The 13,567-nt window shown below is 54.9% G+C and carries 11 protein-coding genes; 4 read left to right on the plus strand and 7 right to left on the minus strand.

Translation table 11 applies throughout. The features are described from left to right. Positions 1-389: 389 nt before the first annotated feature. Together CWM52_RS13375 and mdtD are read left to right on the plus strand one after the other, a co-directional pair. A complete protein-coding gene (locus tag CWM52_RS13375) occupies positions 390-1,091 on the plus strand; it encodes a FadR/GntR family transcriptional regulator (protein ID WP_100684557.1) in 702 nt (233 codons plus the stop codon). A gap of 12 nt (positions 1,092-1,103) precedes the next feature. Beyond that, positions 1,104-2,501 (plus strand): multidrug transporter subunit MdtD, encoded by a 1,398-nt coding sequence (mdtD, locus tag CWM52_RS13380; protein ID WP_100684558.1) that lies wholly within the window; start codon positions 1,104-1,106, stop codon positions 2,499-2,501. On the opposite strand, the gene rbsR is transcribed toward mdtD, so the two are convergent. The 7 genes from rbsR to kup all read right to left on the minus strand — a co-directional run bounded on the left by rbsR (position 2,498) and on the right by kup (position 10,403). Further along, complete coding sequence (gene rbsR, locus CWM52_RS13385; RefSeq protein ID WP_004869251.1) at positions 2,498-3,481, minus strand: ribose operon transcriptional repressor RbsR; 984 nt, start codon at positions 3,479-3,481, stop codon at positions 2,498-2,500. The genes mdtD and rbsR overlap by 4 nt on opposite strands. 12 nt (positions 3,482-3,493) lie before the next feature. Continuing rightward, complete coding sequence (rbsK, locus tag CWM52_RS13390; protein ID WP_165785393.1) at positions 3,494-4,426, minus strand: ribokinase; 933 nt, start codon at positions 4,424-4,426, stop codon at positions 3,494-3,496. 98 nt (positions 4,427-4,524) lie between these two features. Further along, on the minus strand, positions 4,525-5,415 hold the full coding sequence (rbsB, locus tag CWM52_RS13395) for a ribose ABC transporter substrate-binding protein RbsB (RefSeq protein WP_100684560.1): 891 nt from the start codon (positions 5,413-5,415) through the stop codon (positions 4,525-4,527). Positions 5,416-5,442: 27 nt separating this feature from the next. Then, positions 5,443-6,408 carry a ribose ABC transporter permease gene (gene rbsC / locus CWM52_RS13400; protein WP_004869245.1) on the minus strand — a complete coding sequence of 322 codons (966 nt, stop codon included), beginning with the start codon at positions 6,406-6,408 and terminating at the stop codon, positions 5,443-5,445. A 5-nt stretch (positions 6,409-6,413) separates the two neighbouring features. Continuing rightward, positions 6,414-7,919, minus strand: coding sequence for a ribose ABC transporter ATP-binding protein RbsA (rbsA, locus tag CWM52_RS13405; protein ID WP_100684561.1), 1,506 nt, complete (start codon positions 7,917-7,919; stop codon positions 6,414-6,416). Positions 7,920-7,929: 10 nt separating this feature from the next. Then, positions 7,930-8,349 carry a D-ribose pyranase gene (gene rbsD / locus CWM52_RS13410; RefSeq protein WP_100684562.1) on the minus strand — a complete coding sequence of 140 codons (420 nt, stop codon included), beginning with the start codon at positions 8,347-8,349 and terminating at the stop codon, positions 7,930-7,932. A 185-nt stretch (positions 8,350-8,534) separates the two neighbouring features. Next, positions 8,535-10,403, minus strand: coding sequence for a low affinity potassium transporter Kup (gene kup, locus CWM52_RS13415; protein WP_100684563.1), 1,869 nt, complete (start codon positions 10,401-10,403; stop codon positions 8,535-8,537). A 217-nt stretch (positions 10,404-10,620) separates the two neighbouring features. On the opposite strand from kup, the gene ravA reads away from it, so the two are divergent. Continuing rightward, the gene (gene ravA / locus CWM52_RS13420; protein WP_100684564.1) at positions 10,621-12,120 is read left to right on the plus strand and encodes an ATPase RavA; all 1,500 of its coding nucleotides are present in this window, start codon (positions 10,621-10,623) and stop codon (positions 12,118-12,120) included. Then, on the plus strand, positions 12,117-13,565 hold the full coding sequence (gene viaA / locus CWM52_RS13425) for an ATPase RavA stimulator ViaA (protein WP_100684565.1): 1,449 nt from the start codon (positions 12,117-12,119) through the stop codon (positions 13,563-13,565). Before ravA ends, viaA begins: the two co-directional genes overlap by 4 nt. Positions 13,566-13,567 lie beyond the last annotated feature (2 nt).

Consider the following 13,567-nt stretch of genomic DNA (forward strand, 5'->3'; position numbering starts at 1 on the left):
TCCATGTCACTTTGAGTGCCCACACAGATTGTCTGATAAATTGTTAAAGAGCAGTTGCGACGGCGCTTAGCGCTCTGTCGCGAGGTCCCGTATAATACGTTTTCCTCATTCAGAGTCAAGCATTTATTTTTGCTTTTCTCTGTCGGTGCTCATCGCTGAACCCCGCTAACCCGGCGGCCTGTAAGCCGTTGTTCCGTGTCAGTGGAGGCGCATTATAGGGAGTTCTGAGACGTTGACAAGCCCTGTTTAAAAAAAACTTTTCAACCGTCTCTTTTTTCACCAAAACAGCGCATAACGTGGCAAAAAACCAGCGTTTTGCTGTTTTAACCAACGAAACAGTCCACCAGATGGCATACTGATACAGATAAAAAGAGAAAGGAACGGCATCTATGTCTTTAAGCGCACAGCAACTGGCGGCACAAAAGAACATCTCCTGGGTATTAGCAGAGAAGCTGGCTCAAAAAATCCTGACCGGCGAATACCCGCCGGAAAGTATTCTTCCAGGCGAAATGGAATTGGGCGAACAGTTTGGCGTGAGTCGCACCGCGGTACGTGAAGCGGTTAAGACGCTTACCGCCAAAGGGATGCTGTTGCCGCGCCCGCGTATCGGTACCCGGGTCATGCCACGCAGTAGCTGGAACTTCCTCGACAAGGAACTGCTTTCATGGTGGTTAACGGAAGATAACTTTGAAGAGGTGGTGAACCATTTCCTGGTTATGCGCAGCAGCCTGGAGCCTCAGGCCTGTTTTCTGGCGGCTACCTTTGGTAACGCAGAACAAAAGGCGCAGCTCAATACCTTAATGGAAGAGATGGGGCTGTTAAAAAAACGCTTTCTACGCGAACGCTGGATAGAAGTTGATATGGCCTGGCATGAGCACATCTATGAAATGAGCGGAAATCCGTTCCTGATCGCTTTCGCTTCTCTGTTTCATTCGGTCTACCACACCTACTTCACTTCTATTACTCAGAACGAAGTGGTAAAGCTGGATCTCCACCAGGCCATTGTCGACGCAATCCAGGATAGCGATGGCCCGCGAGCGCTTAGCGCCTGCCAGACGTTATTGAACACACCAAATCATTCAGGCAAGTAACAAGGGTTCCACATGAGCGAAAAAAAAGGGCGCAGTATGGCCGGACTGCCGTGGATTGCCGCCATGGCTTTTTTTATGCAGGCGCTGGATGCCACGATTCTCAACACCGCCCTTCCCGCCATTGCGCATAGCCTTAACCGTTCTCCGCTGGCCATGCAGTCCGCCATTATCAGCTACACATTAACGGTCGCCATGCTTATCCCGGTCAGCGGGTGGTTAGCCGACCGCTTCGGCACCCGTAAGGTGTTTATCATTGCCGTCAGCCTGTTTACGCTCGGTTCGCTGGCCTGTGCCCTTTCCAGTTCATTAATGGAGCTGGTTATCTTTCGCGTGATTCAAGGGACAGGCGGCGCCATGATGATGCCGGTGGCGCGCCTGGCATTATTAAGAGCCTATCCGCGCAGCGAACTGCTCCCCGTACTGAACTTCGTCACCATGCCCGGGCTTGTTGGCCCTATTCTTGGGCCGGTGCTCGGCGGAGTGCTGGTCACCTGGGCCAGCTGGCACTGGATTTTCCTCATTAATATACCTATCGGTATTATCGGGATACTTTACGCGCGTAAATGTATGCCGAATTTCACCACGCCGCGCCGGCGTTTCGATATCACCGGTTTTCTGTTGTTTGGGTTGAGCCTGGTACTGTTTTCCAGCGGCATCGAACTGTTTGGCGAGAAAATCGTCGCAACCTGGATAGCCCTTTCGGTCATTGCCCTCAGCGTCATGCTACTGCTGGCCTATATCCGCCACGCGCGTCGCCACCCGTCGCCGCTGATCTCGCTTTCTTTATTTAAGACGCGCACCTTTTCGGTCGGTATTGCCGGTAATCTGGCGACGCGTCTGGGTACCGGCTGTGTGCCGTTTCTGATGCCCTTGATGTTGCAGGTCGGTTTTGGCTATCCGGCGATCGTCGCAGGCTGCATGATAGCCCCCACCGCAATCGGGTCGATTATCGCGAAATCGACCGTGACGCAGATTTTACGCTGGCTCGGCTATCGGAAAACCCTGGTCGGCGTCACCATTTTTATCGGACTGATGATTGCCCAGTTCGCATTCCAGTCCCCGGAAATGCCCATCTGGATGCTTTTACTGCCGCTGTTTGTACTGGGGATGGCCATGTCTACCCAGTTCACATCGATGAATACCATCACGCTGGCCGATTTAACCGATGATAACGCCAGTAGCGGCAATAGCCTGCTGGCCGTGACGCAACAGCTATCCATTAGCCTCGGGGTCGCCATTAGTGCGGCAGTGCTACGTTTTTATGAAGGGTTCGGCAATGCCAGTACCGTCGAGCAGTTTCACTACACCTTTATTACGATGGGGGTGATTACCGTGGTTTCGGCGCTGACATTTATACTGTTAAGAGCGAAAGACGGCCGCAATCTGATAAAAGAGCGGCATAAGGGTTAAACGGAGCCGCGAACAACCAGCTCCGGGGTGAGCTGAACGCGCTGCTGTTTCTGACCCGGGTCGGCCATACGATGAATCAGTACGTCGATGGCCAGTTCGCCCAGTTCATCTTTTGGCTGATGGATAGTCGTCAGCGGCGGCGTCATATAGCGCGCCAGTTCAATATCGTCATATCCCACCAGCGCCATATCCTGCGGAATCCGTAACCCGGCCTGATACAACGATTGATAGGCCCCAACGGCCATCGCATCGTTACCGACAAAGACCGCCTGCGGCCGCTCGGGTAAGGCGAGCAGCTTTTGCATGGCGCTAAATCCGCCGCCAAACTCGAAATCACTGGTAATGACATAACCTTCCATCACTGGAAGCCCGGCGCGCGCCATCGCCGCGTGATACCCCTCCAGGCGCAGGCGCGACGGCGTTTTATCCAGCGGTCCGGCAATACAGGCGACGCGGGTATATCCTTTATCAATCAGATATTGGGTTGCCATATCGCCGCCCAGCAGCGAGTTGTCCTGAATCAGATCGCTATCGCCGTCGAACGGCGCCCAGTCCATCATCACCGTAGGGACTGACGGGTAGCGCTGCATAATTTCCGGTGAAGGCTGGTGCGTTTCGGTGCACAGCAGCAGCAAACCGTCGACGCGTTTTTGCATCAGCGTCTCAAGATTGCGGTTCATGCGCTGCTCATCGCCTTCGGTGTTACACAGCACCAGACTATAGCCGCGCTCAAAACAGCTGCGTTCCACGCCGCGCACCAGTTCCGAATAAAACGGATTGGTACTGGCGGTGATCAGCATGCCGATGGTCCGGGTCTGGTTTAATTTGAGGCTGCGCGCCAGCGCAGACGGCGCATAGTTAAGGTTTTTAATCGCCGCATCAACTTTGGCCGTAATCGCTTCACTGACGAAGCGATCTTTATTAATGACGTGAGAAACTGTTGAAGTGGAAACGCCCGCTTCGCGGGCTACATCCTTCATGGTAGCCAAATATTACCCCTGTTGACGTAAAAACTCGTCGATTTCTTCGCGCCATGGTACGGAAGGCTGTGCGCCTTTGCGGGTAACGGCAATCGCCGCCGCGGCATGGGCAAAACGAATCGCTTCGTCCAGCGCAGTTCCTTCCAGTAAGGCCGTCACAAAGGCGCCATTAAAGGTATCACCCGCGGCAATGGTATCGATGGCCTGCACTTTAAAACCGGGAATCCGCCGGCCCTGACCTTCGCGACTGACCCATACGCCCCGGCTGCCAAGCGTAATCATCACGATACCAATGCCTTTTTCATGCAGCGAACGGGCCGCCTTAGCCGCATCATCATCGTTCTCAACGCGGATGCCGGTCAGCTTTTCAGCTTCGGTTTCGTTAGGCGTAATAATATCTATCAGCGAAAGCAGCTCATCGGACAGGGCGCGCGCCGGCGCCGGGTTGAGCACAACGGTGGTTTGATGCTGATGGGCGATTTTTGCCGCCGCCAGCACGCTTTCCAGCGGTGACTCCAGCTGCATCAGCAGCGCCTGGGCGCCCGCAATACGCGCTTCTTCCGCCACAACCTGCCCGACAGAGAGCGCGGCGTTAGCGCCGGCATGAATACCGATGACATTCTCACCTTCGGCGTTAACAAAAATCAGCGCCACGCCGGTCGATTGCTCTTTTACCGCACGTACCGGCGCAACATCGATCCGATCGCGCTCAAGCTGGCGGCGAACGCGTTCGCCGATATCGTCATCGCCGGTACAGGCAATAAACGCAATATCCGCGCCGCTTCGCCCGGCGGCGACGGCCTGGTTCGCCCCTTTACCGCCGAAAGCCACCTGATAATGCTGGCCGGTGACGGTTTCGCCCGGCGTCGGGAAAGATTCAAGGTTAAGAATGTGATCGGCATTGATGCTGCCAAGGACGACAAGTTTGCCTGAGGTTTTCATTATTTCTGTTCCCGGGAAAGCGCGCCACCGGACTCCGGTGGCGCATGCCCTGCTTTTCTTTTTATGTTGTCCCTCGGACCGTTTCCGGTCCGAATCGCATATTACTGCTTAATGACCAGTTTCAGCTCAACCGGATAGCTGGCGTCCACTTTCTCACCCTTCAGCACTTTATCAGCAGTCTCCACGCCTTTCACGCCGATCTGCTCTGGCAACTGAGCGATGGTCGCTGCCAGTTTGCCACTATTTACCGCTTTTTCGCCATCCGGAGTACCGTCAAATCCAACCACCATCACATCGGATTTGCCCGCCGTTTGTAATGCGCGCAGCGCACCCAGCGCCATTTCATCGTTCTGCGCAAACACCGCTTTCACATCAGGATGAGCGGTCAGCAGGTTCTGCATGACGTTCAGACCTTTGGTACGGTCGAAGTCCGCCGGCTGGCTGGCCAGAACGTTGAATTTGTGCGCGGCAACGGCCTGCTTAAAGCCCTCACCACGTTCACGAGCCGCAGAGGTCCCGGCAATACCCTGCAGTTCAATCACTTTCGCGCCTTCACCGACTTTCTTCGCAATATAGTCGCCGGCCATCTTACCGCCCAGCACGTTATCAGACGCGATATGGCTGACCACGTCGCCTTTCGAAGCCTGACGGTCAAGGGTAATAACCGGGATTTTCGCCTGGTTAGCCATCTTCACCGCATTACCTACCGCATCAGAGTCGGTGGGGTTAATCAGCAGCAGCTTCGCGCCACGTACCGTTAAATCCTGCACGTTCGCCAGCTCTTTCGCCGGGTTGTTCTGCGAATCCAGTACCACCAGGTTGTAGCCCAGTTTGTCAGCTTCTTTCTGCGCCCCTTCTTTCAGAGAAACAAAGAACGGGTTATTCAGGGTAGAGATAACCAGAGCGATGGTATCTTTCGCCATCGCGTTGGCGCTGACGGTTGCACTGAGAGCCACAGCAGAGACCAGGGTCGCCAGTTTTTTCATATTCATAGTTAAGATGTCCTGTAGAGTTCTTAGTTACTGCTTTTTGTTGTCTACCAGCACCGCCAGCAAAATTACCACCGCTTTCACGATCATCTGGTAATAGGAAGAAACGCCTAATAGATTCAAACCGTTGTTCAGGAAGCCAAGGATCAACGCACCAATTAAGGTACCGACAATACGCCCTTTCCCCCCCGCCAGACTGGTGCCGCCGAGCACGACCGCCGCGATTGCATCCAGTTCATAGCCGGTACCCGCCGTCGGCTGCGCGGAAGAGAGGCGCGCCACTTCGATAATCCCCGCCAGCGAAGCCAGCAGGCCGCATAACGAATAGACAATGATTTTTACTTTATTGACGCTGATCCCGGATAAACGGGTCGCCGCCTCGTTACCACCCAACGCGTAGATATAACGACCCAGCCGCGTATGGTGCAGCATGTACCAGGCCGCCAGAAAGACGATCGCCATAATCCACACCGGCGTCGGCACCCCTAACGGGCGACCGATACCAAACCAGCCAAACAGGTCGGCGTTATCAGTAAACCCGGTATTCACCGGACTACCGTTGGTGTAAACCATCGTCACCCCGCGCAGGAGCAGCATCATTACCAGGGTGGCGATAAAGGCCTGCACACGCCCTTTCGCCACAATCACGCCGGTCACCGCGCCAATTGCCGCGCCTAAGGCAAGCGCTGCGGCAATCGCCACCAGCGCATTCACCTCCAGCCCCACAATTGATGCCGCAACCGCACCGGTCAGCGCCAACAGGGACCCGACGGACAGGTCGATCCCTGAGGTCAGAATGACCAGCGTCATTCCGACGGCCATAATGGCGTTGACCGACGTTTGTTGCAGGATATTGAAGAGGTTATTAACGGTAAAAAAGTTGGGGCTCATGGTCGAAACAATCGCTATCAGCACCAGCAGGGCAATCAACGACTTTTGCTCCATCAGCCATGCTTTGGTGAAATAGCGGCGACCAGTAACAGCCTGGGTTGTCATCTTTTTTACTCCTGATTCACACGGTTAAGCTTGCCCACAGCGGCAGCCATCAATACTTCCTGGGTGGCCTGCTCGCGTGTGAACTCACCGCCGAGATGCCCTTCATGCATCACCATGATGCGATCGCTCATGCCCAGCACTTCCGGCATCTCCGAAGAGACCAGAATGATGCTCAGACCATCGGCTTTAAACTGGTTGATCAGCTGGTAGATCTCTTTCTTCGCCCCCACGTCCACGCCGCGAGTCGGTTCATCAAGGATCAGCACCTTCGGTCGCGTCATCAGCCCGCGAGCGATGGCCACTTTTTGCTGGTTACCGCCGGAGAGCAGGCCTATCGCCTGTTCCATTGACGGCGTTTTCACATTGAACAGGCGAATAAAATCGCCCACCGCCTGCTGCTCATCTTTGTGCTTCAGGCGGCCACCGGCATGGCTGAAATAGCGCAGCGCCGTTAATGACATGTTTTCTTTCACCGACATACCGAGCACTAAGCCATCGCGCTTGCGGTCTTCGGAGATATAGACAATCCCGTTTGCCAGCCCATCCTGAGGGGAACGGGTCACCACTTCATGGCCGTCGAGCGTGACGGAACCGCTGGTGCGCGGCAATGCGCCGTACAGCACCTTCATCAACTCCGTGCGGCCAGCCCCCATCAGCCCGGCGACACCGAGAATTTCACCCTGACGAAGGGAAAAGGTCACATTTTCAACGCCCGGCCCGCACAGATTGTCCACTTTCAGGCGAACCGCCCCCGGCGCTTTATCGAGATGCGGGTACTGATCCTCCAGCTTGCGGCCAACCATCATTTCGATCAGCAGATCTTCATTCAGACTGGCCACCTCGCGCTCGGCGATAAACTGCCCGTCGCGAAAAACCGTCACATCATCACAAATCTCGAAGATCTCTTTCATACGGTGAGAGATATAGACAATCCCGCGCCCCTGCGCTTTCAGCTCGCGGATGACGCGGAACAGAGATTCCGTTTCGGTATCGGTCAATGCGTCCGTGGGTTCATCCATAATGATGACCTTCGACTCAAAGCTCAGCACCTTGGCGATTTCAACCATCTGCTGATCGCCAATCGACAGATCGCCCACCAGCTTCTGGCTGTTAAAGCGTAAGTTCAGCTTCGCCAGCAGTTTGTCGGCTTCGGCATACATCGTTTTCCAGTCGATTTTGCCAAACCGGTTGACGAACTCACGACCGAGGAAAATGTTTTCCGCGATCGTCAGCTGTGGGATCAGGTTGAGTTCCTGATGAATAATGCCGATACCGGCTTCCTGGGAGGATTTCGGTCCGTTGAAGGTGATCTCTTTGCCGAGCCACAGCAGTGAACCGGAATCGCGGGTATAGATCCCGGTCAGCACCTTCATCATCGTGGATTTGCCGGCGCCGTTTTCGCCGACCAGCGCCATCACACGGCCAGCGTAGACATTGAGCGAGGCGCCGGAGAGCGCCTTCACGCCAGGGAACGCTTTATCGATCCCTTTTAATTGCAATAAGGCTTCCATATCAGCGACCTCAGAACGTGACGCCGGCACAGAGAATAACGTTCGCATACGGGGAACACTCCCCGCTGCGAATCACCGCCTGACTGTCTGCGGTTTGTTTTTTAAACTGCTCATGACTGGTGTAACGAATGTCAATGGTGTTTCCCTGGTGTTGCTGCAGCAGCTCAAGGTGAGTGAGCAACGTCGCATGGAGCTGCGGATTGTGAGTCTTTATCTCTTCCGCGAGGATCGCCGCCTCAACCTGCATTTCCGCCGTTACCACCTCCAGAACCTGCATAAAGGAGGGAACGCCATGGGTTAATGCCATATCGATGCGCGCGCTGCTGCGGGGAACCGGTAAACCGGCATCGCAGACCACCAGCGTATCGGTATGACCCAGGCGGGAGATAACCGAAGAAATATCAGCGTTAAGTACGGTGCCTTTTTTCATTTTTCTCTTTTGCTCCACTAGCGAAACGTTTCGCTGTCATAAGTATTGTCAATACGCGCACGAAAAACCATCACCAGAAGAGAGAAATGTGATCGCCATCGAAACGTTTCGCAAACGCCGGGAAGGAAAAGTGAAGCGGGGTAAAAAAGCAAAAAAAGCCCTTCACGAGGAAGGGCTTCAGAGCATCAGATTTCGACCTGGGTACCGAGTTCAATTACCCGGTTTGGCGGGATTTCAAACTGATCCGGCGCCCTCAGGGCGTTACGCTGCAGCAGGAGGTACAGTTTTCCGCGCAGACGCAAATACCAAGGCCGTTTGCCGATAATCAACGACTCATGCGACATAAAGAACGAGGTCTCCATCATCCGGCAGCTCAGACCTTCCAGCCCGCAGCGATGGAACACCTCTTCCACGTTTGGCGTTTCGCGCCAGCCGTAGCTGGCGACCACGCGCCAGAAAGACGGTGAAATCTGCTCAATCTGCACGCGACGAACGTTATGCACATAAGGCGCGTCTTCAGTACGCAGCGTCAGCAGAATCACACGTTCGTGCAGCACCTTGTTATGCTTGAGGTTATGCAGCAGCGCAAAAGGAATCACGTTCAACGCACGGGACATATACACGGCGGTTCCCGGTACGCGAACCGGCGGTGATTTCTCCAGGGAAGAGATCATCGCTTCCAGAGAGTTACCGTGTTCATGCATCCGACGCAGCAGACGGAAACGTTCGCTTTTCCAGGTCGTCATCACGGTGAACATCACCAGACCCAGCGTTAACGGCAGCCAGCCGCCGGAAACAATCTTATCGAGGTTGGCCGAGAACAGCGGAAAATCAATGCTCATAAAGGCAATAAAGAACAACGCCACAAAGAACTTATTCCAGTGCCAGTTTTTACGCGCAACCGTAGTGAAGAGAATCGTGGTCAGCACCATGGTTCCCGTTACCGCGATCCCGTACGCCGCCGCCAGGTTCGAAGAGTGTTCGAAGTTGATAATCACGATGACCACCGAGACATACAGCAGCCAGTTGATGAACGGAATATAAATCTGTCCGGACTCCATTTCCGAGGTATGAATAATCCGCATCGGCGACAGATAACCCAGACGGACCGCCTGGCGAGTCAGCGAGAAGACCCCGGAAATGACCGCCTGCGAGGCGATAACCGTCGCCAGCGCGGCAATAATCAGCATCGGAATCAGCGCCCATTCAGGGGCCAGCAGGAAGAAGGGGTTTTTGATCGCTTCCGGGTGCTGCAACAGCAGCGCCCCCTGACCAAAGTAGTTCAGCACCAGCGAGGGCAGTACCACCGAAAACCAGGCCAGGCGAATCGGTAGTTTGCCAAAGTGCCCCATATCCGCATACAGCGCTTCGACACCGGTAATGGACAGCACTACCGCGCCCAGCGCAACAAAAGAGACGGTTTTATATTCAAGGAAGAAATGAACCGCCCAGTAAGGGTTTAGCGCCTGCAGCACTTCCGGGTTGGCGATAATGCTGCGCGCGCCCAGCACCGCCAGCAGCAGGAACCAAATCAGCATAATCGGCGCAAACAGCTTGCCGACCATACCGGTACCGTGCTTCTGGATAGCAAACAGCAGCGTCAACACGATAATGGAGATGGGGACAATCCAGGTATCCAGATCAGGGGCGATAATTTCCAGCCCTTCAATCGCCGACATAACCGAAATCGCCGGCGTAATCACCACTTCGCCATAGAAGAAGCTGCCGCCAATCAGGCCAAGAATCACCAGAACCGACGTCATTCGCGCGGACGTATTGCGGCCCGCCAGCGACATCAGCGTCAGGATCCCCCCTTCACCGGCGTTATCTGCGCGCATGACAAAGGTGATATATTTGAGTGATACGGTAAAGATCAACAGCCAGAATATTAGCGACAGAAAGCCAAAAACAGCATCACGTTCAACGCCAAAGCCAAACTGACCAGACAGACATTCCCGAAGTGTATACAGCGGACTGGTACCGATATCTCCGTATACCACGCCGATAGCCGCCAGCGTTATTGCTGGCAGCGATTGCTTATTATCAGTGCTCATAGACTAGTCTTTTCGTTTATAAAACAAATGTGTGCCTAGTCCCTTGGCCCACAAAAAGCGCACAGTATGCACGATTATTTGCTGAATCGTACCCCTAACTAACATCATATTAACCTGACTCAAAGAAAATAAATCGATTCTTCAGGCTATTACCATCCCTAATCAAACATCTATACTCGAATCAATAACGACACATGAAAAAGCACGCAACTCAATTATGGCTCAATCACATTTACTGGCAGAAAGAATTTCCCGGCTCAGCGCCTCCCTCGAAAAAGGCTTGTTCGAACGCAGTCACGCGATACGACTCTGCCTGCTTGCCGCCCTCAGCGGCGAAAGCGTTTTTTTACTCGGTCCGCCGGGCATCGCTAAAAGCCTGATCGCCCGCCGCCTCAAATTCGCCTTTCAGCAAGCCCGCGCCTTTGAATATCTGATGACCCGCTTTTCCACTCCGGAAGAAGTTTTTGGCCCACTCTCCATCCAGGCGCTGAAGGATGAAGGGCGCTACGAGCGCCTGACGACAGGCTATCTTCCGGAAGCCGAAATCGTCTTCCTCGACGAAATCTGGAAAGCCGGCCCGGCTATCCTCAACACCTTACTGACCGCAATCAACGAACGGCATTTTCGCAACGGGGCGAAAGAAGAAAAAATCCCCATGCGCCTGCTGGTGGCGGCTTCGAACGAATTACCGGAAACGGACAGTAGCCTTGAAGCGCTGTACGATCGCATGCTCATCCGTTTATGGCTGGATAAGGTCCAGGACAAAACGAACTTCCGCTCGATGCTGGTAAGCCAGCAGGATGAAAACAGCAACCCGGTTCCCGCCAGCCTGCAGGTCAGCGATGAAGAGTTCCGGCAGTGGCAGCAGGATATCAGCGCCGTGAAGCTCACGGATAGCGTGTTTGAACTTATCTTTCAGCTCCGCCAGCAGCTGGATACGTTACCCGGTTCACCGTACGTCTCGGATCGGCGCTGGAAAAAGGCCATTCGGCTGCTGCAGGCCAGCGCTTTCTTTAGCGGCCGGGATACGATTGCCCCTATCGACCTGATTTTGCTGAAAGATTGCCTGTGGCACGATATCGAAAGCATGAACCTGATGGCGCAGCAGCTGGAGATCTTGATGACCAGCCATGCCTGGCAGCAGCAGGCCATGCTGAGCAAACTGGGCGCTATCACCCAAAGACGCATCCAAATCCAACAGCAGCACAGTGACAAAACCGCGCTGAAGGTCACGCGCCTCGGCGGGATGTTCAGCCGTAAGCCGCATTATGAATTACCGTCTGAACTCAAGGATACCACGCTGACCCTGCTGCTCCAGCAGCCGCTTAAGCTGCACGATATGGAAGTGATTCATATTACCTTCGTCCGCGAAGAACTCTCGCACTGGCTGGAAAAAGGCGGTGAAATCCGCGGCAAGCTTAACGGCATTGGTTTCGCCCAGCCGCTGAATATCGATGTCGATGCCAGCCAGCATCTGGTCGTTCGCGACGTCAGCCTGCAAGGCTCCCGCCTTTCGTTGCCCGGCAGCGAATCGCAAGAAAACATGCCGGTGGAAATCCGCCAGCAGCTGGAAGCGCTGGATGACGAGTGGCACCAGCAACATAACCGCTTTAGCGAACAGCAAAAATGTCTGTTTATTCCCGGCGACTGGCTAGGACGTATTGAAGCCAGCCTGCAGGACGTCGGCGCGCAGATTAAACAGGCGCGGCAGCCATGACGCTGGATATGCTGAATGTCATGCTGGCAGTCAGCGAAGAGGGGATGATCGAAGAGATGCTGCTGGCGCTGCTGGCCTCTCCTCAGCTTGCCGTGTTCTTCGAAAAATTTCCGCGCCTGAAGAATATTATCGCCGCCGATATTCCGCGCTGGCGAGAGGCCGTCAGAGCCCGACTCAAAGAGACGTCAATCCCGCCTGAGCTGGATATTGAAGTACAGCACTATCAGCGCTCGCAACTGCTCTCCACCTCGCAGTTTATCGTGCAGCTTCCGCAGATCCTTGGCCAGCTGCATCAACTGCACTCGCCGTTTGCCGCCCAGGCGCAGCAGCTGGCGGATAACAATGCCACCTTCACGCCCGCGCTCCATACCCTGTTTTTACAGCGCTGGCGTCTGAGCCTGGTGGTGCAGGCAACCACACTCAACCAGCAGCTACTGGATGAAGAACGCGATCAGCTGCTGAGCGAAGTCCAGGAGAGGATGACCCTCAGCGGGCAGCTAGAGCCGGTGCTGGTGGAGAACGATAACGCCGCGGGTCGGCTGTGGGATATGAGCGCCGGCGAGCTGAAGCGCGGCGACTATCAGCTGATCATTCGCTACGGCGACTTTCTCAGCCAGCAGCCGGAACTGATGCAGCTGGCTGAACAGTTAGGCCGCTCGCGGGAAGCCAAATCGGTGCCGAAAAAAGATGCGCCGATGGAAGCTTTTCGCAGCCTGGTTCGTGAGCCGGCAACGGTACCGGAACAGGTTGATGGCCTGCAACAGAGCGATGATATCCTGCGCCTGCTCCCGCCGGAGCTGGCGACGCTGGGGATAACTGAACTGGAATTCGAGTTCTATCGTAAGCTGGTAGAAAAGCAGCTGCTGACCTATCGCTTACATGGCGACGCCTGGCGGGAAAAAATCACCGAGAGGCCGGTGACCCGGCAAGATTTTGACGAACAGCCGCGCGGACCGTTTATCGTCTGCGTCGATACTTCCGGCTCGATGGGCGGTTTCAACGAACAGTGTGCCAAGGCGTTTTGCCTGGCATTAATGCGGGTGGCGCTGGCCGACAATCGCCGCTGCTTTATTATGCTGTTCTCCAGTGAAGTCGTGCACTACGAGCTGACGGGCCCGCAGGGCCTGGAGCAGGCGATCCGCTTTCTGAGCCAGCGTTTTCGCGGCGGCACGGATTTAGCCAGCTGTTTCCGTTCCATCATCGAGCGAATGCAAAATCCGCAGTGGGTCGATGCCGACGCGGTGGTGATTTCCGATTTTATTGCCCAGCGTCTGCCGGATGAGGTGATCAATAAGGTAGAGGAGCTACAGCGCAAGCATCATCATCGCTTTCATGCGGTGGCGATGTCTGTACATGGTAAACCCGGCATTATGCGCATCTTCGATCATATCTGGCGCTTTGATACCGGGTTACGTAGCCGCCTGCTGCGACGCTGGCGGCGTTAATG

This window comes from Raoultella sp. T31 (genome assembly GCF_002806725.1).
Taxonomy (GTDB): Bacteria; Pseudomonadota; Gammaproteobacteria; order Enterobacterales; family Enterobacteriaceae; genus Klebsiella; species Klebsiella electrica.